This is a genomic window from Acidobacteriota bacterium, from assembly GCA_020853395.1.
Lineage (GTDB): Bacteria > Acidobacteriota > Vicinamibacteria > Vicinamibacterales > SCN-69-37 > JADYYY01.
Genome location: JADYYY010000007.1, coordinates 102,116 through 127,431, shown reverse-complemented (window position 1 = coordinate 127,431; position 25,316 = coordinate 102,116). Strand labels below are relative to the sequence as shown.

Here is a 25,316-nt window from a genome sequence, read left to right as displayed (position 1 = left end):
TGCAGATGCGGCAACAGGCGTGCCACTGAGATCGCGTCGGAAACGGCCCGGCGCGGCGCGCCGCTTACCTGCTGGGTAACCGGACGCCGTCCTCACGTAAGGCCGCTGCAGTCCGGCTAGGATGTGTGGGGGCCGCCGGTGCGGCCGGATCTCGCCACTAACGCGCCGAAAGGATCGCCGTGTGTAACGACAGGAGCCGCTCGTGACCGCCAATCCGCTGCTCGCGCCGTGGGCCGGCCCGTACGGCGGGGTGCCGCCGTGGGATCGCATGCAGGCCGAGGATTTTCCGGCGGCGCTCGGCGCGGCGCTGGTCGAGGAGCGGGCGGAGATCGATGCGATCGTCTCGAACCCCGCGCCCGCCTCGTTCGACAACACGATCGCGGCGCTCGAGCGCAGCGGGCGCACGCGCGACCGCGTCGAGCGCATGTTCTCGGTGGCGCGCGAGAGCGTCACCGACGAGGCGATCCAGGCGATCGAGCGCGAGTGGCAGCCGAAGCTCGCGGCCGCTGCCGACGCGATTCTGTTGAACGCCGCGCTCTTCGCGCGCATCGACGCCGTGCACCGCGCGGCGAACGAGGCCGGCCTCGCGCAGGATCAGCGCCGAGTGGCCGCCTGGCTGCACGACGTGTTCGTACGCCACGGCGCGCGGCTCGGCTCGGCGGAGAAGGCGCAGCTCGCCGCGATCAACCAGGAGCTTGCGAGCCTGTTCTCGACCTTCCGCCAGCACGTTCTGGCGGACGAGAACAGTTGGACCGTGCTGGGCTCGCGCGACGATCTGGCCGGTCTGCCGGAGGCGTTCGTCGAGACGCTGGCGGCCGCGGCCGCCGACCGCGGGCTGGACGGGCGGTGGGTGGTCGTCAACACGCGATCGAGCGTCGACCCGTTTCTGACCGCCTCGACGCGACGCGATCTGCGAGCGCAGGTCTGGCGCGCGTTCAAGCAGCGCGGCGACACCGGCAATGCGTACGACACGAACGCGACGATCGCCCGCATCGTCCGCCTGCGCGCCCACCGGGCCCGGCTGCTCGGCTTCGCGTCGCACGCGCACTGGCGGATGGCCGATACGATGGCCCGGACGCCCGATGCCGCGCGCGCGCTGATGATGCGCGTCTGGCCGGCGGCGGTGCGGCGCGTGCACGAGGAGCTGGCCGACATGACGGCGGTGGCGCAGGACGAAGGCGCGCCGCTGCCGCTCGAGCCGTGGGACTACCTCCACTTCGCCGAGAAAGTACGGCAATCTCGCTACGCCCTGGACCAGGCGGCGATCACGCCGTACTTCGAGCTGGATCAGATGGTCGCGGCGGCATTGTGGTCCGCCGAGCGGCGGTACGGCCTCGTCTTCGCCGAGATCACGGGCCAGGTGCCGGTGTTCCATCCGGAGGTCCGCGTGTGGGAGGTCCGCGACGCGGAGACCGGCGCGCATCGTGGCGTGTTCTATCTCGACAACTTCGCCCGGCCGGGCAAGCGATCCGGCGCCTGGGCGTCCGAGTACCGCGAGCAGCATCGGCTCGACGGTCCGGTGGCGCCGCTCGTCTCGAACAACAACAACTTCGTCAAGGCGCCGGCCGGGGAGCCGACGCTGCTCTCGCTCGACGACGTCCGGACGCTGTTCCACGAGTTCGGGCACGCGCTGCACTCGTTGCTGCAGGACGTGCGCTATCCCAGCCTCGGCACGACGCCGCGTGATTTCGTCGAGTTCCCGTCGCAGATCAACGAGCACTGGGTGCTGACGCGCGACGTGCTCGACCGCTTCGCGCGGCACTGCCGCACGGGGGATCCGATGCCCGACGCGCTCGTCGAGAAGATCGCGCGCGCCGGCAAGTTCAACCAGGGCTACGCCACGATCGAGTACCTGGCCGCCGCCATCGTCGACATGGACCTCCACACGCGGCCCGACGGGGTGGCCGATCCGCCGAGCTTCGAGCGAGACGCGCTCGCTAGGCTCGGCATGCCGCGCGAGATCGCGCTGCGCCACCGGCTGCCGCACTTCGATCATCTGTTCGGCAGCGACAGCTACTCGGCCGGCTACTACAGCTATCTTTGGTCCGACGTGATGGCTGCCGACACGTGGCGCGCGTTCGAGACCGCACCCGGTGGTCCGTGGGACGAGGCGCTGCTCGGCCGGATGCGCGAGCACCTGCTGTCGAACGGCAACGCCACCGATCGCGCCGAGGCCTACCGCGCGTTCCTTGGACGGGATCCCGACGTCGCCGCCCTGTTCGAGGAGCGCGGCTTCCCGATTCCTTGATCGGGCCGCGATACGATGCGGGCGTGAAGATCCTCAGCGCCGAGCTCGTCGCCACCGCGGGGGCCGATCGGTCGACAGTACGCGGCATTCGCGATGAGCCGGCACAGATCGCCTTCGTCGGGCGGTCGAACGTCGGCAAGTCCAGCCTGCTGAACGCGCTCGCGCGACGGAAGATCGCGCGGACGAGCGCGGCGCCCGGCAAGACTCGTACGGCCAACACGTACCATCTCGTCCTCGAGGGCGGTCCGGGAGGTCCGGGACGCTGGTCGACGTACCTCGTCGATCTCCCTGGCTACGGCTACGCGCGTGGCGGCGACGATGCGGCCGGTGAGCTGGCGGCCGTCGCGGACGCGTTCTTTCGTGGCTGGCGGGTCAGGCACACCGATCCGCGGCGTTGTCCCGGCGTCGTCTTCCTCCTGGTGGATGCGCGCCATCCAGGACTGCGTTCGGATCTCGACGCCTATGGCTGGCTGGCCGGCGCCGCTGGCCCGGTCGCGGTGGTGGCCACGAAGGTCGACAAGCTGTCGCGAGCGGAGCGCACCCGGCACTTGCAGCAGATCGAGCGCGCGATCGGCCTCGCGCCCGTTCCTGTCTCGTCGGTCACGGGAGAGGGGCTCGACGAACTGTGGAAGCTCATCGCAGCGGCCGCACGGACGTGACGGGCGCTCGACGGCGACGTGCTTGTCGTATTTCTGAGTTGTGGGTCGTGATTCCGAGCCCATCTCGATACGGTGCTGCTCGAGGCTCGCCACTCAACGCCCGCACTCAAAACTCAGAGTTGCTGGAGCTCTGAATCCATGCCTCGGTCCGCGCCCAAAGCTCGCGCGCGAGCGATGGGTCCGCGGCGGCACGGCTCGGCGACTTCGGCGCCCGCTTGTCGTAGTACAAGCCCGTCTCCCTGGCGAGCGCCGGCGCCGTGGCGCAGTACACCGAGGTGTCGGCGCCGCGGTCCGAGCTGATCATCGGCCACGTGATCAGCTTGCGTACCGGCCAGTAGACGCCGCGCCACAGATCGGACGCGACCACGCCGGGATGGACGGCGTACGTCGTGACGCCCGTGCCGCCGAGCCGCCGGCCCAGTTCGACGCTGAACAGCACGTTCGCGAGCTTCGACGCGGCGTACTCGCGGTATCCGAGCCGCGAGCGTGTGGGCAGCCGCACGGCCGACCAGTCGAAGCCGCGCACGCCGTAGTGCGCATGGCTCGCGACGGTGACGACGCGGGAGGGCGCGGACGCACGGAGGAAATCGACGAGCAGCGCCGTGAGCAGGAAATGGCCGACGTGGTTCACGCCGAATGCCTGCTCGAAACCCGACGCCGTCCGCTCGCCGCGGTGTGGCACGGTGCCCGCGTTGTTGATCAGCACGTGCAGCGAGGAGGCTCGCGCGACCACGGCCGTGGCGCACGCTCGAATCGACTCGGCGTTGCCGAGATCGAGCACGAGCGGGTCGACGTCCGGGTTGCGGGTCGCGCGGCGCACGTCGGCAGCGGCGCGCTCGATCGACTCGGCGTGCCGGCCGGTGATGAGCACGCGGAATCCCGAGGCAGCGAGTTGGCGCGCGGTGGCGAGGCCGATCCCGGTATTCGCACCGGTGACGAGCGCGCTCGGGCGCTCGTTCACCGCCGGCGAGGCAGACACGGCGCGAGCATAGCATTCGCGCGGCTGCAGCCATGCGCGCGGACGTCTGACGCTGAACGTGGCGGTCGTCGACAGCATCGTCGCTCGAGCGCACCCACGCGTTGGCGACCGGCGACGACGCACCGGTTGGCGTGCGGACGTTTGATCTCGATGCCTCGGCGTACGCGCATGATGACCGCGGCTGGGGCCGCGCTCGTGCCGCTGCTCTTCCGCGACTCTGGTCGCAGGCGACGCGTGTCGGCCACCCGCACGCGGCGCCCTGCCGTGGCCGGCCTATAATCGCGCGGCCGTCATGACGCTGTTCGCGCGGGTTCGTCCGCGTCCCGTCGGCCGCTCCACGTGGTGGTTGCGGCCGATCGCCTGGCTGGCGCCGGCTTTGACGCTTGGCGCCATCGGTGCGTGCGCCTCGCGCGCGCCGGCGGCCGCGGCCGTCGCGGTGCCCGAGCGTGCCGACCGGCCGTCGCCGGCAGCCGCGCTCGACGTCAGCGCCGACGCGTGGCGCCTCCACAGGGAGGCGATCGTCGTCGATACCCACGTCGACACGACGCAACGTCTGCTGTTCGACGCGGCGTTCGATCTCGGCGTGCGCCACGCCGACGGCCATCTGGACATTCCCCGGATGCGCGACGGCGGGCTGGACGCCGCGTTCTTCTCGATCTGGGTGCCGGCGAGCGTGCCGGCGCCGGATGCGGTGCGCCGCGCGCTGGCGCTCGTCGACCGGACGCGCGAGACCGTCCGGACGCACGCCCGCGATCTCGAGCTCGCCACGTCGGCGGCCGGCGTGCGCGAGGCCGTGCGACGCGGGAAGATCGCCGTCCTGCTGGGGCTCGAGGGCGGGCACATGATCGACGGCGATCTCGGCCTGCTTCGCACGTTCGCCGCGCTGGGCGTCCGCTACCTGACGCTCACGCACTCGGCCGGCACGCCGTGGGCCGGCTCGTCGGGCGACGCCGCGCCGCGCGGCTTGACGCCGTTCGGACGCGACGTCGTGCGGGAGTTGAATCGGCTCGGCGTGATGGTCGACGTCTCGCACGTCTCGGACGAGACGTTCTACGACGTCATCGCGACGACGCAGGCGCCGGTGCTCGCCTCGCATTCGTCGGCCCGCGCCCTCGTGAACCACGCGCGCAACATGACCGACGACATGCTGCGGGCCGTGGCGAAGAATGGCGGTGTCGTGATGGTCGACTTCGTCGTGACGTTCCTGGACGAGCGCTACCGGCAGGCCTTCGCCGCGATGCCGCCGGCCGTGGCGAGCCGGGTTCGCGACCTCGCGCAGCGATGCGGTGCCGACGAGGCCTGCAGCCTCGTCGGCGCCAACCAGATGATCCACGAGCTGATGGCGGCCGGCGCCTTGCCGCCGGTCTCCTGGACCGCCATCGTCGATCACCTCGACCACATCGTCAAAACCGCCGGCATCGACCACGTCGGCATCGGATCGGATTTCGACGGCGCGACGACCCCATTGGGCATGGAGGACGTGACGAAGCTTCCGCGCCTCACCGATGCGCTGCTGCGCCGTGGCTACGCGCCGGAGGCGATTCGCAAGATCCTCGGCGGCAACGTGCTTCGCGTCATGGCGGACGTCGACGCGATCGGCCGGCGGTCGTCGGAGCGGTGACGTGCGACGTTTCTTGACGCCCGGGGTCATCGCGCTCGTCGCGCTGGCGATGCCACCGGCGCGCGGCGCGTCGGTGCCGTTCCGCGCGTCGCGCGGCATGGTGATCTCGGCCAACGCGGCAGCGTCCGCCATCGGCGCCGGCGTCCTTCGGGACGGCGGCAACGCCGTGGACGCCGCGGTCGCGACGGCGTTCGCGCTGGCAGTCGTCCATCCGGCGGCCGGCAACATCGGCGGCGGCGGGTTCCTGCTCTTCCGTCCGGCGCGGGGCGAACCGGCGGCCTACGACTTCCGGGAGGTCGCGCCGTCGAGCGCGACGCCGACGATGTTTCTGCGGGACGGCGTGTACGACGAGCGCCGCCATCACTGGAGCCACCTCGCGGTCGGCGTGCCCGGCACGGTCGCGGGCCTGCACGCGGCCTGGCGAGCGCACGGCACGCTGGCCTGGCGGCGCCTCGTCATGCCCGCCGTCCGGCTCGCGCGCGACGGGTTCGTCGTCTCGATCGATCTCGCCCGGTCGCTGCGCGCCGTGCTGGACGACATGCAGCCCTATCCAGCGTCGGTCCCGCAGTTCTCGAAACGCGGCGTGCCGTATGAGCCGGGCGACGTGCTCGTTCAGCCCGACCTCGCGAAGACGCTGCAGCGCATCGCGGACCGCGGACCTGCGGGATTCTACGAAGGAGAGACGGCGCGCCTCATCGAGCGGGAAATGCAGCGACAGGGCGGGTTGATCACGCAGGACGACCTGAGAGCGTACCGCGCCCTCGTGCGCCCGGTGCTTCGCGGCGCCTACCGCGGCTACGACGTGCTCACGATGCCGCCCGTGAGCTCCGGCGGCGTGGCGATCATCGAGATGCTGAACGTGCTCGAGGGATACGACCTCGCGCGGATGGGCGCCGGCTCCGCGCAGGCCGTCCATCTGATCGCCGAGAGCATGCGCCGGGCGTTCGCCGACCGCGCCGCCGAGCTCGGCGACCCCGCGTTCAACCCCGTCATGCCGATGGCCCGGCTCGTCTCGAAGGAGTACGCGCGCGGCCTGCGGCGCACCATCGATCCGCTGCGTGCCTCCGTGTCGTCGCCGTCGAGCTTCGAGTGGCCGGCCGTCAGTTCGGAGACGACGCATCTGTCGGTCGTCGACGCGCGCCGCAATGCCGTTGCGCTCACCTACACGCTCGAACAGTCCTACGGGGCGCGGATCGTCGTGCCGGGCGCGGGCTTTCTGCTGAACAACGAGATGGGCGACTTCAACGCGGCGCCGGGCCTGACCATCGACGCCGGCCTCATCGGCACGCCGCCGAACCTCGCCGCGCCGGGCAAGCGCATGCTCTCCAGCATGACGCCCACCATCCTCGCGCGCGACGGCACGCTCTTCATGGTGACCGGCAGTCCGGGCGGCCGCACGATCATCAGCACGGTCCTGCTGACCATCCTGAACGCGGTGGACTTCGGGATGAACGCGCAGGACGCGGTCGACGCCGGACGCCTCCATCATCAGTGGCTTCCCGATCGGCTGACGTACGAGCCACGGGCGTTGTCACCCGACACGGTCGCGCTGCTCGAGGCGCGCGGACATCGGGTCGAGCAGGGCGGCCGTCAAGGCGCCGCCGAAGTGATCGTGTTCGATCGCAACGCCGACGTGCTCGAAGGCGGGCTGGATCGTCGTCAGGCCGACGGCGGCGTGGGGATGCCGTGACGCTCGCGGCTCGCGTGCTCGTCGGGCTCGCGCTCGGCCTGCTGCTCGGCGGCGTTCTCTCGGCCGGCGAGCACGCCGTGACGTCGCCCATTCTGGCAGTGCTGACGCCTATCGGCGCGCTGTTCGTCAATCTGATCCGGATGACGGCGATCCCGCTCGTCGCCTCGATGCTGATCGCCACGCTGGGAGCGATCGCCGGGGCCGATCGTCTCGGCCGCGTGACCGGCCGCGCGCTCGGCTCCGCGACGGCGCTGCTGGCGGTGGCCGCACTGTTCAGCGCGCTCGTGGCCGCACCGATCTTCTCCCGCTTGCCCGGCGACCGTGCGCTGCTCGCCATGGACCGCACGCCCGAAACCACGGCGGAGAGCGCGAGCTTCGCCCGATGGATCGTGGACCTCGTGCCGCAGAACGTCGTGAAGGCCGCGGCGGATGGCGCCGTCCTGCCAATCATCGTCTTCTCCGTGCTGTTCGGACTCGCGCTCGCGCGGCTGGCCGAGCCGGTGCGGCGGCCGCTCGTCGCCGTCGCCGAGGGCGTCGCCGCGACGATGCAGGCCATCGTCGGCTGGATCATGCGAGTCGCTCCGGCGGGCGTCTTCGCGCTGGCGGTGCCGCTCGCCGCGCGACTCGGCGCGTCGGCGGCCGGCGCGGTCCTCGTCTACGTCGGGCTCGTGGTGGCGCTGACGATCGTGGCAATCGCCGTGCTGCTGTACCCGGCCGGCATTCTGGGCAGCCGGATGCCGGTTCGGCGGTTCGCCGCGTACTGCGCGCCGGGCCAGGCAATCGGTTTCGCGTCGCGGTCGTCGCTCGCCGCGCTGCCGGCCATGATCGAGAGCGCGGAGCGCGCCGGCTTGGGCCCGACGGGCGCGCGGTTCCTCCTGCCGCTGCTGGCCTCGGTGTTCCACGTCGGCGCGGCCATTCAACAGACGGTCGCCGTGCTCTTCGTCGCGCGGCTGTCCGATGTGGCGATCGCGCCGTGGGCGATGGTCTCGGTCGTGGCGGCCGTCGTGCTCGCGACCTACGCCGTCCCGAGCGTTCCGGGCGGCAGCATCATCGCGCTCGCGCCGGTCTTCACCGTGGCGGGCGTGCCGATCGAAGGCATCGGCCTGCTGCTCGCGCTCGACACGATTCCGGACATGTTCAGGACGACGGCGAACTTGACCGGGGCGATGGCGCTGGCGGCCGCGCTCGACCCGCCGCCTCGATCAGCCCCGTGAACAACTCGGCGAACCTGCCGGTGCGCCAGTAGTTCTCCGGGTGCCACTGCACGCCGAGACAGAACGGTCCGGACGGCGTCTCGATCGCCTCGACGATACCGTCGGGCGCGACGGCGGAGACCACGAAGCCCGGTGCGACCGTCGCGATGCACTGGTGGTGCCGGCTGTTCACCGGCACGTCTTCGTCGGCCGCCGCACCGAGCAGGGAAGCCAGGCGGGTGTGCTCGGCGATGCGGACGGCGTGCTGGTTCGTCGCCTTCACGCGCGGCGGCTTGGGCCGGCGGTGCACGAGCGTCGTGAGGCCGGACGATGGGATGTCCTGCACGAGCGTGCCGCCGGCGACGACGTTGAGCAACTGCACACCGCGGCAGATGGCCAGCAGCGGCAGGCCGCGATCGCGCGCGGCATGAGTGAGCGCGATCTCGTACGCGTCGCGCGCCTCGTCCACCTGCACGGTGGGATGGCGATCGCGCTCGCCGTAGCATGCAGGATCGACGTCGGCGCCGCCGGTGAGCAGCACGCCGTCGCAGCCGTCGAGCGCGCCGGGCAGCAGATCGACCGCGGGATCGAGCGGACGCGGATCCGCCCCGGCGCGTTGAAGCGCGCGGACGTAGTCGTGCTTCGGCCAGGCGAGGGCGATGACCGGCGCCGGCGGGCCGTGGACGGCCGCGGCTGTCGCGCGGCCGGTCACATGCGCACCGGCACGCCGCAGCCCATGACGTCGAGCGCGGCGGTGAGCTGGCGCTTGACGTACAGCACCGCGGCCGCACGCCAGAGCCGTGCCGCCTCCCGTTCCTCGCGAAGAATTTGCTGGCGGTGGTAGAAGGCGTTGAACGCCTGCGCCACGCCGAACGCGAACTTGGCGACGAGCGACAGCTCGAGCGAACGGATCGCGGCGTCGACCGTGTCGTCGAGGCGGCCGGCTTCGAGCACCACGTTCCACAGTTCGTCCGCATCGTCGCCCGCCGCGATGGCGTCGCGATCGAGATCGGGCAGGCGGCGGACGACGTCGGCGTCGGTGATGCCGTCGCGCTCGGCGAGCTTGGCCAGGATGTTGTTCGCCCGGACGACCGCGTACTGGATGTACGGGCCGGTCTCGCCCTCGAAGCTCAAGGCTTCGTCGATGTCGAAGGCGATGATCTTGTTGCGGGTGAACTTGACGAGGAAGTAGCGGACCGCCGCGGTGGCGATCACCTCGGCCGCGCGCGCGCGATCGTCGGCCGGCAGATCGGGGTTGCGGGACGCGATCTCCTCGGTCGCGCGCGCCGTGAGCCGGTCGAGCAGGTCGTCGGCCTTGACGCCGAGGCCCTTGCGCCCCGAGACCTCGACGAACGGCTTGCCGCTGCTCTCGGTGTCCTCGTAGCCGAGCGTCCGGGCCGTGGCATGGGAGAGCGCGACCATCTCGTACGAGAAGTGGGTCGAGCGCGCGGCCTGTTCGGTGAAGCCGATCGTGTCGAGCGCCTGCTTGAGCAGCTCCTGCAGGTACGACTGGCGCGTGTCGATGACGTTGTAGACCGCCGACGCGCGGCCGAACGACGGCACGCCGGCGCGATCGCGCGGCGTCGAGGTCGTCGCCCAGATGGTGCGGCCGTCGCGCTCCTCGAACGGCCGGTAGTAGAAGTCCTGGCCGAGCAGGCCGAACTTCCAGAACTGGTTGGCGATGTCCTTGCCGACGTAGGTCACGGTGCCGTTCGATCGCACGATGACCTTCTCGCGCTGGTCGGCGTCCGCGTCCGCCTCGTCGGCGTCGCTCGACGCCGCGCCGGCGTCCTCGATCGGCATCACCCAGCATCCTTTCAGCCGGCCGTCGGTCTGCAGGTACACCGCGCCGGTCGCCTTGAGCTGTTCGAACGCCGTCGTCCAGAAGTGCAGCCGCAGGATGTCGCCTTCCCAGGTGAGCAGATCGTAGGCGACGTTCATGCGCGCCATCGTGTCGAGGTGGGCGCGCACGATGCGATCGGCGACGAGGGCCGCCATGTCGGCGAGCGGACTGCCGCCCGCCTCGATGGCGTGGAGCGCATGGCTCCGCGCCTCGAGGTGGGCACGATCCTGCGCGTACCACTCGGTGACGCGCGCGTACAGATCCCAGCAGTAGTAGTCGAAGCGGACGGCGGGATCGGCGATGAGCGCCCTGACGCCCGCGACGTCCCGTCCCTCGAGGGACGAGAAGCCGACCACCACGTCGGCGACCTGCACGCCGGTGTCGTCGATGTAGTTCTGCACTTCGACCGGCCGGCCCTGGAACCGCAGCAGCCGGACGAGCGTGTCGCCCAGCGCCGCGTTGCGGAGGTGGCCGATGTGCGCGGCCTTGTTCGGGTTGATGGCCGTGTGCTCGACGATGATCTTGCCGCCGGTTGCGACGGGCGCGGCATCGGCCGGCGCGAGCCACCGCGCGATCGTGCCCGCGCGCTCGAGGTAGAAGTTGAGATAGCCGTTCGGTGCGGCCTCGACGCGCGCGACGCCGGCAATCGGGCCGAGCGCGCCGGCGATCTCCTGCGCGATCGCGCGCGGCGCCTTTCGCAGTCGGCGAGCCAGCTCGAAGGCGATCGGCACGGCCAGATCGCCGAGGGCGCGACGCGGCGGCGTCTCGATGACGATCGCCGGCAGGTCGGCCGGCGCGAGCGAGAACGTCTGGTGCAGAGCTTGGGTCAGGGCGGCGCGGACGGCCGCATGGACGGGCAGAATCATCGGCCGCCGTATTGTACTCGCGCGTAGTCGGCGGGCGTGTTGACGTTCGCGAGCAGCAGGACCTCGCCGCCGAAGGCGTCCAGCTCGGCCGGGCCGATCTCGCGCATGCGGAGGACGTCGGCGAGCCCGCGAGCCGCCAGCCGGCCAGCGTCGATCGCGGCGTCGACGGCCGCGAGCGCGCTCCGGCGATAGCACGCGATCAGCGGCTCGATCCCGCGAGCGCCGCGGACCCACGCGCCGTCTCCGTCGGCCGCGCGCGCCACGAGCTCGGCGAGCAACGCCTCCGTGACGAACGGCAGATCGCAGGCCAGCACGAGCACGCGATCGCCGCCGGCTGTGGCCAATGCCGTCTCGATGCCGCCGATCGCGCCGAGGCCCGGCCGGCGGTCCGCGTACACCTTCAGACCAAGATCGGCGAAGCGCGCCGGATCGGGCGCGACGACGAAGATTTCGTCAGCCAGCGGTTGCAGGACGCGCAGTTGTCGAACGATGATGGGGTGCCCCTCGACGACGAGGCGGCTCTTGTCGCGGCCGTCGAAGCGGCGGGCGTGCCCGCCCGCGAGGATGGCCGCAGAGGTCGTGCCGGTACCGGACATGGGGCGATCATGACAGACGTCCGAATCGGTCGCCTTCTGGCCGCGTGCCTTCATCAGGCGATCACCGAACGGCTCCCGGACCGGCTCGAGTTCTACGAGCACTGGCTGACGTCCGAGGGGCTGCGCGACGGCACGATCGGCGCCGCGCCGATGCTGGCCGTCATCGGATTCCTGCGCACCGAAGGCGCCGGCTACGACCAGGTCATGCGGCGCGCCGGCGAGTGTGCGGCGGCCTGGACCGTGAGCTCGCTCGCGCCGTTCCGCCGCCGCGCGATCGATTGGCTGCCGCGGCCGTTGCGGCTCCGGCTGGCGCTGCGGCTCGCCGCGTCCGTCGTCCACACGCTCGATCGGACGAGCCGGGCATCGGTGACCGTCAGCGGCACGCGCGCGAGCCTGGAGGTGACGGCGTCGATGTTCTGCGACGTGCGCGGCGTGCAGCCCGCGCCGCTCTGCGCGTTCTACCTGTCGCTCGCCGTCGAGACCCTACGGCAGTTCGCCTTCGATCCCGTCGGCGCGCGGCTCGACCGCTGCCACGCCGTGCAGGGCAGCACCTGCGTCGTGTCGCTCGACCTGGACCGGTCCGCCATCTCGGAGACGGCCGCGGCGGCCTGACGATCGTCTGTGCGGGTGATGGCTCGACGGGTCCTGACGTTCCTGATCGCGATCGTGCTCCTGGCCGCACCGCGCGCCGCCCTCGCGCAGAGCTCGCGCGTGCTCGTCATGCCGTTTGCCGTGGAGGTGTCGCCCGACGCGCCCGGCGGCGCCGGCACGGCGTTCTGGCTCGGCGAAGCCTCGGCGCTCCTGCTGGAGGAACAGCTCGCGCGGCGCGGCATCGGGACCTTGACGCGCGATGAACGCGTCGCCGGCTTCGATCGCCTGCAGTTGCCGATGTCGCCGGCGCTGACGCGCGCGACGATGATCCGCGCCGCGGAGCTGATGGGGGCCTCGCACGTGCTGTTCGGGGACGTGCGCCTTGGCCAGACGCTCGGCGTCCGCGCCCGCGTCGTGGATCTGGCGGCCGGGCAGGAGCGGCTGCCGGCGAGCGACAGCGCGCCGCTCGCCGAGATCTTCACGCTGTTCCGGCGCGTGGCGGATCGCGTCGCAGAGACCGCCGCGCTCCGGCCGCTGCCGGCCTCGCCCTCCGACCTGTCGCCGCTCTCGCTCGAAGCGTTCGAGAACTACGTCAAAGGGCTCGTGGCGGCCACGCCCGCCGCGCAGCAGCGGTTCCTCGAGACGGCCCTGCGGCTGGCGCCTGGCGACCCCCGCGTGCTGCTGGCGCTCTGGAACGTCTACACCGTGCAGGAGCTTCACGAGAAGGCGCTCGCCGTGGCCAACGCCGTGCCGGCAACGTCGTCGTTCGGCCGGAAGGCGCGGTTCGGCGTGGCGCTGTCGCTGGTCGCGCTCAAGAGGCTCGACGGCGCGTACCAGGAACTGTCGACGCTCGCCGCGCAGCGAGGAAGCGCCGCGATCGCGAACGCGCTCGGCATCGTGCAGCTTCGTCGCGGGGCGCCCGCCGGATCCACGCCAGCGAGCGCCTACTTCAAGCGCGCCGTCGACCAGGAGTCCGACAACACGGCGTACCTCTTCAACCTCGGGTATGCGTTCGCGCTCGCCGGCAACGCGACGGAGGCGCTCGCGTGGCTGCGCGAAGCCGTGCGCTTCGACGCGGCCGACGGCGATGCGCACGTGGTGATGAGCGCGGTGCTGGCGGCGAACGGCCGGCAGGCCGAGGCCCAGCGCGAACTGGAGCTCGCGCGCGTGCTCGGGGCCACCGAGCCGGTCGCGGCTGGACCGCCTTCGCCTCGCATCCCGCGCAACCTGGAGCGATTGATCGATCAGCTCGACGTGAAGCCGTCGCGCGCCGTCGCGGCCGCCGCGCCGGCCCAACGCGATCAGCAGGAGACCGCGGCATTCCTCCTCGCGCGCGCGAAGACGTTGATCGCGCAGAAGGACGATCGGCGGGCGATGGCCGAGCTCCGCCGCGCGATCTACCTCGCGCCCTATCAGGACGAGCCGCACCTGCTGCTCGGCCAGCTCTACCGGCGCGCCGGCCAGGTGTCCGACGCGATCGACGAGTTCAAAGTGGCCGTCTGGGCGCGCGAGTCTGCGGAAGCGCACGTGGCGCTCGGCGAGGCGCTCTTCGACGCAGGCGAGAAGGAGGCGGCGCGCAAGGCGGCCGATCGGGCGCTCGTGCTCTCGCCCGGATCCGCCGCCGCGAGAGCACTCCTCGAGCGAATCGGCGGATGACGCCGTGTTAACATCTGCGCGAGCCATGTCGGATCAGCCGGTCCGCGAGATCCAGCTCGGCGGCAAACAGCTCGTGTTCCTGTTCATGGCGTCCGTCGTGGTGGCGGTCGCCATCTTCCTGCTGGGCGTCTCGGTCGGGCGCGGCGTGCGGACGGCGTCCGCCGACGCCGCGGCATCGCCGACCGAGGTCGCGCTCAGCCAGTCGCCTGGCGCGTCCGTCGAGATGCCGCCCGCCACCGAGACGACGCCCGCGGATCTCCAGTATCACGATCAGTTGCAGGGAACGGGGGCTCCGCCGTCCGCCGCGGGTGTCGAGCCTCGGGGCACGTCGTCCGCGCCCACGTCGACGGCAGCGCCGGCGTCGACGGCCGTGAAGCCGGCGGCCGAACCGCCCGCCACGCCGACGGCGCAGCCGGCCACGCCCGCGCCCTCGACCGCCGCGAAGGAATCGACGCCGCCACCGGCCAGCGGCGGCTGGTACGTGCAGGTCAACTCCTTCCGATCGCGCGAGAACGCCGATCGCCAGGCGGCGCAGCTTCGCTCGAAGGGCTACAGCAACGCGGCCGTCGCCGCGATGGCCGGGTTGTATCGCGTGCGGATCGGGCCGTTCGCCGATCGCGCCGACGCCAACCGGATGGCGGCACGGCTCAGCAAGGAAGAAGGGTTCAAACCGTCAGTACAGCCCTAGCACTCCTCTCCGGGGCGCTTCTCGCGATCAGCTTTCCAAAATTCGGTGCACCTGCGTTCGCCTGGGTCGCGCTGGCGCCGCTCATCGTCGCTGTCGTGCTCACCGCACGGCAGGCGCCGCACTCCGCGGTGCGCGTCTTTCTGCTCGGCGTCGCGGCCGGCATGGTCTTCTACTCCGGCACGCTCTACTGGGTCGTCCAGGTCATGGAGGGCTACGGCGGCCTGCCGACGATCGTCTCTGTGGCGATCGGCGGGTTGCTCGCGGCGTATCTCTCGCTCTACGCCGGGCTGTTCGCCCTGCTGCTGCGCGCTGCCGTGCAGCGCTGGGGGACGGCCGGGCTGTGGTGGGCGCCGTGGTTCTGGGTCGCGACCGAGTGGGCGCGATCGACCGTCGGCGGCGGATTTCCCTGGGTGCTCCTCGGGACGTCGCAAACGCCCGTCCTGCCCGTGGCCCAGGCCGCGAGCGTCGTCGGCGTCTACGGCGTGTCGCTGATGATCGCGTTCGTCAGCACGGCGGCCGCGGCCGTGGCCGTGAGCCGCGAGCGCGTGCATCGCCGCGCCGCGGCGGCCGTCGCGATCGGGCTGGTGCTGGCGGTGGCCGCCGGCGCCGCACGCATCCGCACCGAGACGTGGACGACGGTGGGCCGGCCGCTGCGGGTGGGCCTCGTGCAGGGATCGGTGGCGCAGGAGCGCAAGTACGACCCGAAGTTCCGCGACGAGATCGTCCAGCGCTACCTCGATCTGAGCCGCGCGACGATTGCGGCCGGCGCGGCGCTCGTGATCTGGCCCGAGGCGTCGACGCCCTTCTACTTCGATCTGAGCGATGTGCTGTCGGCGCCGATCCGGCAGCTGGCCGTCGAGACGAAGACGCCGTTCCTCATCGGCACCGACGAGTTCACACCGCGGTCGGGCGATTCGCCGGATCGTTACTTCAACTCGGCCGTGCTGCTCGGCCCCGACGGCCGCTCGCACGGCAGCTATCGCAAGATGCAGCTCGTGCCGTTCGGCGAGTACGTGCCGCTCAAGCAGTTGCTGTTCTTCGTCGGGCCGCTCGTGGAGGCCGTGAGCGACTTCTCGGCGGGGGAGTCGGCGGTCGTGTTCGACTCGGCGGGCCGGCGTCTCAGCGTCGCCATCTGCTACGAGTCGGTGTATCCGGGCGTGGCGCGGCAGTTCGTGGCGGCGGGCAGCGAGCTGCTCGCGACGATCACCAACGACGCGTGGTTCGGCCGCTCCTCGGCGGCCTATCAGCACTTCAACCAGGGCGCGATGCGCGCCATCGAGCAGGGCCGCTACGTCGTCCGCGCGGCCAACACCGGCATCACGGGTGCGGTGGACCCCTACGGGCGCGTGCTGGCGCGCACCGATCTCTTCGTTCCGGCGGCCGTGACGGTGGACGTCCGGCTGATCGACGCGCGCACGATCTACAGCCGCTTCGGCGACGTCGTCGTGTGGATTGCGCTCGCCGTGTCCGTTGCGTCGATCGTCGCTGGTCGCGGCCGCGCCGCCGGCGGGCTGTCGCCGCGCGCCGCGCTCCTGTAAGCTGAAACGCCATGACCTTGGACGAGCTGATCCGTACGCACGCCGACCTCACCGCCCGCGCCGCCGATCTTCGGAGGGGACTTTGACGAGGCTCGGCTCCAGCGCGAACTGACCGACATCGAGGCCGAGGTCTCGGCGCCCGACTTCTGGAAGGACGCGGCCAACGCCCAGAAGGTGCTCCAGCGCCGGCGCCGGCTCGATGACGACCGCGCGCTCGCCGAGCAGTTGCGCCGCCAGCTCGACGACGTGGGCGTGCTCGTGGAGTGGGCGCGCCAGGGGGAGGACGTCACGGGCGATCTGGAGCGCGGGCTCGATGTGCTCGCCCGCGACGTGCAGGCGGCCGAGATCCGCACGATGCTCGCCGGGCCGATGGATCGGAAGAACGCCATCGTCACGATCCATCCCGGGGCGGGCGGAACCGAGTCGCAGGACTGGGCCGAGATGCTGCTGCGCATGTACTTGCGCTGGTCCGAGCGCCGCGGCTTCAAGCGCGAGATCATCGACGTGCAGCCGGGCGACGAGGCCGGCATCAAGAGCGCCACGCTGACGATCGTCGGCGACTACGCCTACGGCCTGATGGTGGCGGAAGCCGGCGTGCACCGGCTCGTCCGGATCTCGCCGTTCGACCAGGCGGCACGCCGGCACACGTCCTTCGCGTCCGTGTACGTGTGGCCGGAGCTGCCCGACGACATCGACATCGACATCCCCGAGAAGGACCTGCGCATCGACACGTTCCGATCGAGCGGGGCCGGCGGGCAGCACGTCAACGTCACCGACTCGGCCGTGCGTCTCACGCACCTGCCGACCGGGATCGTCGTCTCCTGCCAGAACGAGCGGTCGCAGCACAAGAACCGCGCGTCGGCGATGAAGGTCCTGCGTGCACGGCTGTACGACATGCGGCTCAAGGAGCAGCAGGCGAAGCTCGAGGCGCTCGGCGGCGAGAAGAAGGACATCGCGTTCGGGAGCCAGATCCGCAGCTATGTGCTCCATCCGTACCAGATGGTCAAGGACCACCGCACGAAGTACCAGGTCGGCGACATCAACCGGGTGCTCGACGGCGACCTCGACGAGTTCATCAAGGCCTATCTGATGAAGCGAGCGCTCGGCAAGCTCGACAGCACCGTGGACGACGAGGACGAGTAGGCGCGGGCTCAGCGCGCGCCGGGCTCGGTGCCGGCGATGAACACTTCGGGGCCGCCGGCCACGTTCACGGTCACGATGTTCTCCGGGCGCGGGAAGGTGGGCGGCTCCGGGCGCGCGGCGCGTTGCCGCTCGACCCAGGACTTCATGATCTCCTGCCAGATCGGCAGCGCGGCGACGGCGCCCGTCTGGTTGTGTCCGATGGGCCGCTTCTGGTCGTAGCCGATCCACACGCCCAGCGTGATGTCCGGATCGAAGCCCATGAACCACGCGTCGGAGTAGTCGTCGGTCGTGCCGGTCTTGCCGCCGAGCGGCCAGTTGAGCGCGCGCGCGGCCTGCGCGGTGCCGTGTTCCACGACGCCCTGCAGCAGGCTCGTCATCACGTACGCCGTGTCGGCGCGCAGGGCCTCGTGGGGCTCGACGCGATGCTGCTCGAGCGTGTTGCCGTCGCGATCGACGACGTCGAGGAGCGCGGTCGGCGCCATGCGGACGCCCTGGTTGGGGAACGCCGTGTAGGCGGAGGCGATCTCCAGCAGCGTCGCTTCGGCCGAGCCGATCGCCACCGACAGGTACTCGGGCAGCGGCGACGTGATGCCCATCTGCCGCGCGACGCGCACGACTTCGCGCGGGCCGAGCGCGGCCATCAGGCGGATCGTCGGGATGTTCCGCGATTCCTCGAGCGCCGCGCGCAGCGTGACCATGCCGTGGTACTCGTGGTCGTAGTTCTGCGGCTGGTACGGCGGCTGGCCTGGACCGGCGTCGAAGCTCGCCGGCGAGTCGTCGATCAGCGAGATCGGCGTGTAGCCGCGGTCGATGGCCGTCGCGTAGACGAACGGTTTGAAGAGCGAACCGACCTGGCGCAGCGCCTGCGTGGCCCGGTTGAACTGGGTCCGCTCGAAGTCCGTGCCGCCTACGAGCGCGAGGAGCTGGCCGGTGCGATTCTCGATCGCGACGACCGCGCCCTCGAGCACTGGCGTCTGCTCGAGCGCGCCGGCGAACGAGGCCGTCTTGTCGTCGACTTTGCCGATCCGCACTTCGATCAGATCGCCGCGCCGGGCGAGCTGCGAGGGCGGCCGGTTCGTCCACTGGTAGCCGGCCTTGGCGATCGTCCCGGCGAACCGGCCGACCCTGACGCGGAGCTCCGCCGGCGTCACCTCCGTCACGACGGCCGGCATCACCTCGGCCGGCATCGGATCGTGCGTCCAGCGCGGGTGGCGGAACGTGTCGATCGACCGCCCATCCTGCAGGACGTTGCGCGACGGCTTGCGATAGCCGCGAAGCTTGTCGAGCCGGCGGATGCCGTTGTCGAGCGCGAGGTTGGCGGCGCGCTGCAGTTCGGCATCGATCCCGGTGTGCACGACGAGCCCGCCCTCGTAGATCGCCTTCGATCCGTAGCGCTCTTCGAGCTGCGTGCGGATGGTCTCGAGGAAGTACGGCGCGATCGACGGCGGCGGCGTGGGGCGCCCGCGGGTGACGATCGGCCGCTTCTTGGCCGCGGCGGCCTCTTCGGCGCGGACGAACCCCTCGTCGGCCATCCGATCGAGCGTGTAGTTGCGCCGCGCGACAGCCGCCGCCATGTTGGTGTACGGGCTCTGGCGGACGTTGCTCTGATGAATGCCGGCGATCATCGCGGCCTCGTCGAGCGTCAGGTCCTTCACCGACTTGCCGAAGTAGAGCTGCGAGGCGGCCTCGACCCCGTAGATGCCGTGCCCCCAGTACATCTTGTTGCAGTACATCGTGAGGATTTCCTCCTTCGTGTACCGCTTCTCGATCTGGATGGCGAGCAGCGCTTCCTTGATCTTGCGCTCCGGCGTGACCTCGTCGGTCAGGAACAGCTTGCGCGCGAGCTGTTGCGTGATCGTGCTGGCGCCGCCGCGTCGCTGGAGCCCGACCGCGCGCCGAAACGCCGTCGCGGCGATGCGCCGCACGTCCACGCCCGGGTGATGGAAGAAATCGCCGTCTTCGGCCGCCACGAGCGCATTGCGGAGCACGACCGGGATCTGGTCGTAGGTGACGACCACGCGGCGCTCGGTGGCGAACTCGCCGACGATGGCACCGTCGCGGCCGAGCACGCGCGTGATGGTGCCGGGCGTGTAGTCGTCGAGCGCCGAAATCTGCGGCAGGTCGCCGACGAACGCGAACAGCACGCCGCCAGCGGTCCCGAACAGCGCGGCCGCGAGGAACAACGCGGCGATACCGACGCCACGAGCCAAGCTTGCCGCGAGACGCATGACTGCCAGTCTACAAGGGCAAAGGGCAAAGGGCAGAGGGCAAAGGTAAAGGGGCGAAGGGGAAAGGAAGGGACGAAGGGGAGAAGGGGAAAGGGAAGGGTGAAGGACGAAGGGTGAAGGGGCAAGGGGTGAAGGGTCAAGGGTGAAGGACGAAGGACGAAGGGCGAAGGGCGAAGGGCGAAGGGCGAAGGGCGAAGGGACCCGCAGCGTTCCCGGGACAGGCCAGAGGAGATCTTGTGCCGCGTGAAGTGGGGCCGGCAAGCAGGCGGGCCTAGGGTTGCGCGTCCGGTCCCGAGGACGGGCTGAGACGGGTTGTTCGTGAGGGCATGGAGGGTGTCGCGGCGGTGACGTCGGCGACGCGACGGTTCAAGGAGGCTCGGACCCGGCGAGCGCCCTCCACCCCAACGACACGAGCCATCGTCGCCGTGCGAACGACGACGTGACCGTTACCGCCACGTCGTCATCGTGATGGCGCAGTGCGCGCGAATCCGAGACGAACGCCCACCGTTCGTCCCCAGCGAGCTGACCGGCAACGACGTCCCGAGCGAGCCGACCGGCAACGACCTGTCGAGCCCGCCGGCCCGACGACCGCGTGCGATATCAGAGCCCTTCTCCCTTTTCCCCTTCGTCCCTTCCTTTTCCCTTCGTCCCTTTACCTTTGCCCTTTGCCCTCTGCCCTTTGCCCTTTGTTCTGGTCAACGCGTCCTCGCCCTGCCGCTCGCGCTTTCGGAACGCGACCCCTGGGCTGGCGAAGACGGAGGCGGGCCTGCTGGAGCGCTGCGAGCGCGCGCGGTGGAGCCGCCGGATGGCCGCGAGGATTCCGCCGATGGGCGTGAGGGCGTCGACGTCGGGCGGCTCGGGGGTTCTGCCGCTGGTCGCGACGGCAGGCTGGACGGCGCGCGGCGGCCGTACTGCGGCCGATCCGTCGACGGCGGCGGTGCCGAAGGCGGTGCGCTCCGGTCGGTGCCGCGCGAGCGACCCATGCGCGGCACTGTCGGTGCGTTCGGCGCGTCGGATCGATCGTCGCCTGCCGCCGCGCCGGGCCGCGCCGCCGGTGTTCGGCTGCCTCCGTAGGCGCCAGACGATGGGAGCGCACGTGCGCGCGGCCGCGCGGAGCTCGTGTCGTCGCCGCCGCGCGGTGGCATCACCTCAGCGGTCGGCGGCGCGGCGCTCGCCGATCGTGCCCGCGGCATCGCCGTCTGGCTCCGCGCGTCGCCACGCACGATGAGGTCGCCGCCGCGCTCACGAGCCGTGGCGGCGCGCGCGGCGCGCGGCGTCGGCGCCCGCAGCGGTCGCAGATCGTCGCGCACCGACGCCGGGCGCACTGGGGCGACGGGACTCGGCGCGAAGCGGTGGTTGTCGACGACGATCGCGCGGGAGTTGGCGAAGCTTCGGGGCGTCGCGTAGCGGGTGCCGAACGAGCGATCGGGCAGCACCGTCCAGCCGCGCGTGCGGTTGTTGTAGATGTTCACCTGCATGATGGAGACGACCGGCCGGTTGTCCCAGCCGAGCGGACACCAGCCGACGTAGCCCGGCGCCGACGCCCATGACACCCACGCCGGCGCCCATCGTCGTCCGGGAATCCAGTACCAGGCGCCTGCCGAGAAGCCCCAGCGGCCGTAGTGGTGCGTCGGCCAGCCCCATCGGCCGCCGCCGACCCAGGTCCAGCCGAACACGCCGACATACGACCAGCCGCCGTCGTAGTACGGCCGCCAGTCGGCCGCCACGCGCGGATACCAGACGTACCCGACATCCTGCTGATACCGCCACCAGCCATCGCGGTCGAAGGCGCCGCTGTAGTAGCGCAGCTCGGCCGGCAGATACTGCGCCGACACGCCGAGCCGGCCGTCGCGCTGGTTGAGCGCCCAGCGCTCGAAGTCGTCCCATGCCGACGCGTTCGCGTACGACGGCAGCGACGGCTCGCTCTGCGCGGTCGCGCGCGCCTCGTAGCCGGCGCGAACGAGCGTGCGCCCTGCGGCGGTCGACAGCTCGGCGCTCCCTCGCATCACGGTGAGCCGGACCTCCGGCGCGTACGCGCTGGCATCGTAGAGATCGAGGCGGTACTCGCCCGGCGAGCCGATGAGCGCCGAGGTACCGGCGGCGTCGACGCGGTAATCCACCGGCGAGGCGCCGCGCGCGATCGTGAGGCGGACGCGTCCGGCCGTCAGCCGCAGCAGCTCGTCGGACAAGAACTCGATGGCGGAGCTCTCGTCGACGTCGAGGACGCTGCCGTCGGCGAACAGCACCTCGACCCGGCCGCGTTTGGTGACGAGCCGATCGCCCGCGAGCAGCGGCATGTTCTCGATCGCGCGCTCGAGCTGGCCGTCCCGCTCGAGCGAGGCGTCGCCCTCGACGACCGACAGGTGCGCTGGAATGGCGTCGGTCCAGTCGGTGTCCGACTCCACGACAGCGTCCATCTGCGCCGCCGCCAGACGAGGCAGGGCGAGCAATGCCAGCAGAACCCCGAAGAAAAGGGGGGCGGCGCGGAAGCGGCGAGCGACGGGCCTGACTCGGTACGAACGAGGCATGGCAGGGCCTCCAAGTCAGACAGGCAATGGCTAGACGGATGATAACAAAACGCTCAGGTCCGTCACCGTGATTTCACGCCGCGGAGCGTTACGGCGCAGTCTGAGCGCGTGGTCGCCTCTCGGCTCATGACTCTATTGACATCAATGCACTCAAGAATCTATCATTTGACTTGCTAAAGTTCGTCCCACGCGGATAAGGGAGTCACGTCATGAGCAAGATCATCGGGATCGACCTGGGAACCACGAATTCGGTTGTGGCCGTCATGGAAGGGGGCGAGCCCGTCGTCATCACCAATGCGGAAGGCGGCCGCCTGACCCCGTCCGTGGTCGGGTTCGCGAAATCAGGGGAGCGGCTGGTCGGCCAGGTCGCCAAGCGGCAGGCCGTCACCAACCCCGAGAACACGGTCTTCTCCATCAAGCGGTTCATCGGCCGCCGGCTCAACGAAGTCAACGAAGAGATGAAGATGGTGCCGTATCGCGTCGTCGCCGACGGCGACCGCGTGGTCGTGCAGATCACGGCCGACGGCGACAAGAAGTACTCGCCCGCGGAAGTCTCGGCGATGGTGCTGCAGAAGCTCAAGCAGGCGGCGGAGGACTACCTCGGCCAGCCGGTCACGAAAGCCGTCATCACCGTCCCGGCGTACTTCAACGACGCGCAGCGGCAGGCGACGAAGGACGCGGGCAAGATCGCCGGCCTCGAGGTGATGCGGATCGTCAACGAGCCAACCGCCGCGGCCCTCGCCTACGGCCTCGACAAGAAGAAGGACGAGACGATTGCCGTCTACGACTTCGGCGGCGGCACGTTCGACATCTCGATCCTCGAGGTCGGCGAAGGGGTCGTCGAGGTGAAGGCGACCAACGGCGACACCCACCTCGGCGGCGACAACCTCGACCAGCGGATCATCGACTGGATCGTCGGCGAGTTCCGCAAGCAGGAAGGCATCGATCTGTCGAAGGACCGGATGGCGCTCCAGCGGCTGAAGGAAGCGGCCGAGAAGGCGAAGATGGAGCTGTCGAGCGTGATGGAGACGGAGATCAACCTGCCGTTCATCTCCGCCGATCAGACCGGGCCCAAGCACCTCGCGATGAAGCTGACGCGGGCGAAGTTCGAGTCGCTCGTGGAGGACCTGCTGCAGAAGACGGTGGGGCCGTGCAAGCAGGCGCTGGCCGACGCCGGGCTGAGCGCGCAGAAGATCGACGAAGTCGTGCTCGTCGGCGGATCCACGCGCATTCCGCGCGTGCAGCAGATCGTCAAGGAGCTGTTCGGCCGCGACCCGCACAAGGGCGTGAACCCCGACGAGGTCGTGGCGGTCGGCGCCGCCGTGCAGGCCGGCGTGCTCTCGGGCGAGGTCAAGGACCTGCTGCTGCTCGACGTGACGCCGCTGTCGCTCGGCATCGAGACGCTCGGCGGCGTGATGACGACGCTCATCCCGCGCAACACGACGATCCCGTCGAAGAAGAGCGAGGTGTTCTCGACCGCGGCCGACGGCCAGACGAGCGTCGAAGTGCACGTGCTCCAGGGCGAGCGCCAGATGGCGCGCGACAACCGCACGCTCGGCAAGTTCCACCTCGACGGCCTCCCGCCCGCGCCGCGCGGCGTGCCGCAGATCGAGGTGACGTTCGACATCGACGCCAACGGCATCGTCAACGTCCAGGCGCGCGACAAGGGCACCGGCAAGGAGCAGAAGATCACGATCACGGCGTCGAGCGGCCTGACGAAGGACGAGGTGGACCGGATGATGCGCGACGCCGAAGCGCACGCGTCGGAGGACAAGACGCGGCGCGAAGAGGTCGAGACGCGCAACCGGGCCGACCAGGCGGTCTACACCGCCGAGAAGTTCGTCAAGGACTCGGGCGACAAGCTGCAGCCGGCGGACCGGATGGCGATCGAGTCGGCGACCAACGACGTGAAGAAGGCGCTCGAGTCGAACGACGCGACGGCGATCAACCGGACGCTCGACGCGCTCATGCAGGCGCAGCAGAAGGCGGCCGAGCGGCTGTACCAGTCGGCGGGTCCGGAGGGTGGGCCGCAGGAGCCGGGCGCGCCCGGCGGCCGCCCGCACGGCAACGGTCACGCCGACGACGTGATCGACGCGGAGATCGTGGACGAGAAGAAGTAGCGGAGTGCGTTGATGGATCTCTACGGCGTCCTCGGCGTTGCGCGGACGGCGTCGGCCGCGGAAGTCGAGCGGGCCTATCGACGGCTCGCCAGGCGCTATCACCCGGGCGTGAACCCGGGTGATCGCGTGTCCGCGGAGATGTACCGGCAGATCCAGCACGCGTACGACGTGCTCGGCGACGCCGGCCGGCGCCGCGAGTACGACGGCGGCGGCCGGCTGGCGCCGGAGCCGGCGCCCGCCGCCGCGACCGTCCGCCTCGAGGGCTTCGACTTCACCGCCGTGGCCGAAGGGTCGCGCGCGGCCACGTTCTCGGAGCTGTTCGCCGACGTCTTCCAGGACGCGGCGCGCGAGGCGGTGGCGCCCTCGCGCGGCGCCGACCTCGAGCTGCCGCTGCGCGTGTCGTTCGAGGAGGCCGCGCGCGGCGGCGCCGTGCCGTTGTCGGTGACGAGGCAGGAGCGCTGCGCCGCGTGCGCCGGGCACGGCCAGGTGCGGCGGCCGCCGGCGCCGTGCCGCGAGTGCGGCGGCACGGGCGTGCGGCGCTGGGCGCGCGGACACCTCGTGTTCACCAAGCCGTGCGACGGCTGCGCGGGCCAGGGACGGATGCTGTGGGATCAGTGCCGGGCGTGCCACGGCCTCGGCACGGTGCCGCGCACCGAGGTCGTCACCATCGCCGTGCCGGCGGGCCTCGAGAGCGGTGCGCGCATCGCGGTGCCGGGTCGCGGGCACGCCGGCGCGCGCGGCGGGCCGACTGGCGACCTCTACGTCACGGTCGACGTCGCCGACCATCCGGTCTTTCGCCGCGCGGGACGCGACCTGCACGTCACCGTGCCGGTCGCGGTCCACGAGGCGGCGCTCGGCGCGCGCGTCGAGGTGCCGACGCTCGACGGCGTCGCGCGGCTGCACATCCCGCCCGGGACGCCCGGCGGACGCCGCCTGCGCCTCCGTGGGCAGGGCATCGGCACCGCGGACGGCGATCGAGGAGACCTCGTGGTCGACGTGCAGATCGTGTTGCCGCCGGATCTCGACGAGGACTCGAAGGCGCTGCTCGAGGAGTTCGGGCGGCGCAACGACGTGGACGTGAGACGTCACCTCTTCAGCCGGCCGTGATGCTGGGGGCGGGCCGGCCTCA

General features: G+C 71.0%; 18 protein-coding genes. 12 read left to right on the top strand and 6 right to left on the bottom strand.

Features of this window, described 5'->3' with window-relative positions:
* Positions 1–202: 202 nt before the first annotated feature.
* Complete coding sequence (locus tag IT184_06310; protein MCC7008411.1) at positions 203–2,248, top strand: M3 family metallopeptidase; 2,046 nt, start codon at positions 203–205, stop codon at positions 2,246–2,248.
* 23 nt (positions 2,249–2,271) lie between these two features.
* Entirely contained in the window at positions 2,272–2,907 is a 636-nt protein-coding gene (ysxC, locus tag IT184_06305) for a ribosome biogenesis GTP-binding protein YsxC (protein ID MCC7008410.1), read from the top strand.
* A gap of 106 nt (positions 2,908–3,013) precedes the next feature.
* Here ysxC and IT184_06300 read toward each other — a convergent pair whose 3' ends face one another.
* Positions 3,014–3,886 carry an SDR family oxidoreductase gene (locus IT184_06300; protein ID MCC7008409.1) on the bottom strand — a complete coding sequence of 291 codons (873 nt, stop codon included), beginning with the start codon at positions 3,884–3,886 and terminating at the stop codon, positions 3,014–3,016.
* Positions 3,887–4,178: 292 nt separating this feature from the next.
* Between IT184_06300 and IT184_06295 the strand changes: the two genes are divergently transcribed.
* The 3 genes from IT184_06295 to IT184_06285 are packed head-to-tail and all read left to right on the top strand — an operon-like array spanning position 4,179 to position 8,411.
* Complete coding sequence (locus tag IT184_06295; GenBank protein MCC7008408.1) at positions 4,179–5,507, top strand: dipeptidase; 1,329 nt, start codon at positions 4,179–4,181, stop codon at positions 5,505–5,507.
* A gap of 49 nt (positions 5,508–5,556) precedes the next feature.
* Positions 5,557–7,197, top strand: coding sequence for a gamma-glutamyltransferase (gene ggt, locus IT184_06290; protein ID MCC7008407.1), 1,641 nt, complete (start codon positions 5,557–5,559; stop codon positions 7,195–7,197).
* Complete coding sequence (locus IT184_06285) at positions 7,194–8,411, top strand: cation:dicarboxylase symporter family transporter (GenBank protein MCC7008406.1); 1,218 nt, start codon at positions 7,194–7,196, stop codon at positions 8,409–8,411. The genes ggt and IT184_06285 overlap by 4 nt, the downstream gene beginning before the upstream one ends.
* On the opposite strand, the gene IT184_06280 is transcribed toward IT184_06285, so the two are convergent.
* Genes IT184_06280 through IT184_06270 form a run of 3 tightly spaced genes read right to left on the bottom strand, consistent with a single transcriptional unit; the run spans position 8,335 to position 11,695 of the window.
* On the bottom strand, positions 8,335–9,102 hold the full coding sequence (locus tag IT184_06280; GenBank protein MCC7008405.1) for a gamma-glutamyl-gamma-aminobutyrate hydrolase family protein: 768 nt from the start codon (positions 9,100–9,102) through the stop codon (positions 8,335–8,337). The genes IT184_06285 and IT184_06280 overlap by 77 nt on opposite strands.
* Positions 9,099–11,099 (bottom strand): arginine--tRNA ligase, encoded by a 2,001-nt coding sequence (locus IT184_06275; protein MCC7008404.1) that lies wholly within the window; start codon positions 11,097–11,099, stop codon positions 9,099–9,101. Before IT184_06275 ends, IT184_06280 begins: the two co-directional genes overlap by 4 nt.
* Positions 11,096–11,695, bottom strand: coding sequence for a molybdenum cofactor guanylyltransferase (locus tag IT184_06270; GenBank protein ID MCC7008403.1), 600 nt, complete (start codon positions 11,693–11,695; stop codon positions 11,096–11,098). The genes IT184_06275 and IT184_06270 overlap by 4 nt, the downstream gene beginning before the upstream one ends.
* A 9-nt stretch (positions 11,696–11,704) precedes the next feature.
* Between IT184_06270 and IT184_06265 the strand changes: the two genes are divergently transcribed.
* From IT184_06265 to prfB, 5 genes are all read left to right on the top strand, one after another.
* Positions 11,705–12,307: a hypothetical protein gene (locus IT184_06265; GenBank protein ID MCC7008402.1), complete on the top strand. Its 603-nt coding sequence runs from the start codon at positions 11,705–11,707 to the stop codon at positions 12,305–12,307.
* An 18-nt stretch (positions 12,308–12,325) separates the two neighbouring features.
* A complete protein-coding gene (locus IT184_06260) occupies positions 12,326–13,942 on the top strand; it encodes a tetratricopeptide repeat protein (GenBank protein ID MCC7008401.1) in 1,617 nt (538 codons plus the stop codon).
* A 25-nt stretch (positions 13,943–13,967) separates the two neighbouring features.
* A complete protein-coding gene (locus IT184_06255) occupies positions 13,968–14,630 on the top strand; it encodes an SPOR domain-containing protein (protein ID MCC7008400.1) in 663 nt (220 codons plus the stop codon).
* Positions 14,631–14,725: 95 nt separating this feature from the next.
* Positions 14,726–16,168, top strand: coding sequence for an apolipoprotein N-acyltransferase (lnt, locus tag IT184_06250; protein MCC7008399.1), 1,443 nt, complete (start codon positions 14,726–14,728; stop codon positions 16,166–16,168).
* A 66-nt stretch (positions 16,169–16,234) separates the two neighbouring features.
* Entirely contained in the window at positions 16,235–17,311 is a 1,077-nt protein-coding gene (gene prfB, locus IT184_06245; GenBank protein MCC7008398.1) for a peptide chain release factor 2, read from the top strand.
* 8 nt (positions 17,312–17,319) lie between these two features.
* Here the strand turns inward: prfB and IT184_06240 are convergent, their stop codons facing one another.
* Entirely contained in the window at positions 17,320–19,539 is a 2,220-nt protein-coding gene (locus tag IT184_06240) for a PBP1A family penicillin-binding protein (protein MCC7008397.1), read from the bottom strand.
* A gap of 695 nt (positions 19,540–20,234) precedes the next feature.
* The gene (locus IT184_06235) at positions 20,235–22,067 is read right to left on the bottom strand and encodes a hypothetical protein (GenBank protein ID MCC7008396.1); all 1,833 of its coding nucleotides are present in this window, start codon (positions 22,065–22,067) and stop codon (positions 20,235–20,237) included.
* Positions 22,068–22,276: 209 nt separating this feature from the next.
* On the opposite strand from IT184_06235, the gene dnaK reads away from it, so the two are divergent.
* A complete protein-coding gene (dnaK, locus tag IT184_06230) occupies positions 22,277–24,187 on the top strand; it encodes a molecular chaperone DnaK (GenBank protein ID MCC7008395.1) in 1,911 nt (636 codons plus the stop codon).
* 12 nt (positions 24,188–24,199) lie between these two features.
* Positions 24,200–25,294, top strand: a complete 1,095-nt coding sequence (locus tag IT184_06225) for a J domain-containing protein (protein MCC7008394.1) — start codon at positions 24,200–24,202, stop codon at positions 25,292–25,294.
* Positions 25,295–25,316: the final 22 nt, after the last annotated feature.

Excerpts from the sequence above, each read along its gene's own strand:
- dnaK (MCC7008395.1), top strand. The coding sequence starts at position 22,277 with ATGAGCAAGATCATCGGGATCGACCTGGGAACCACGAATTCGGTTGTG.
- IT184_06240 (MCC7008397.1), bottom strand. The coding sequence starts at position 19,539 with ATGCGTCTCGCGGCAAGCTTGGCTCGTGGCGTCGGTATCGCCGCGTTG.
- IT184_06265 (MCC7008402.1), top strand. The coding sequence starts at position 11,705 with ATGACAGACGTCCGAATCGGTCGCCTTCTGGCCGCGTGCCTTCATCAG.
- IT184_06275 (MCC7008404.1), bottom strand. The coding sequence starts at position 11,099 with ATGATTCTGCCCGTCCATGCGGCCGTCCGCGCCGCCCTGACCCAAGCT.
- IT184_06260 (MCC7008401.1), top strand. The coding sequence starts at position 12,326 with ATGGCTCGACGGGTCCTGACGTTCCTGATCGCGATCGTGCTCCTGGCC.
- ggt (MCC7008407.1), top strand. The coding sequence starts at position 5,557 with ATGCCACCGGCGCGCGGCGCGTCGGTGCCGTTCCGCGCGTCGCGCGGC.
- IT184_06270 (MCC7008403.1), bottom strand. The coding sequence starts at position 11,695 with ATGTCCGGTACCGGCACGACCTCTGCGGCCATCCTCGCGGGCGGGCAC.
- IT184_06255 (MCC7008400.1), top strand. The coding sequence starts at position 13,968 with ATGTCGGATCAGCCGGTCCGCGAGATCCAGCTCGGCGGCAAACAGCTC.
- IT184_06225 (MCC7008394.1), top strand. The coding sequence starts at position 24,200 with ATGGATCTCTACGGCGTCCTCGGCGTTGCGCGGACGGCGTCGGCCGCG.
- IT184_06235 (MCC7008396.1), bottom strand. The coding sequence starts at position 22,067 with ATGCCTCGTTCGTACCGAGTCAGGCCCGTCGCTCGCCGCTTCCGCGCC.
- IT184_06295 (MCC7008408.1), top strand. The coding sequence starts at position 4,179 with ATGACGCTGTTCGCGCGGGTTCGTCCGCGTCCCGTCGGCCGCTCCACG.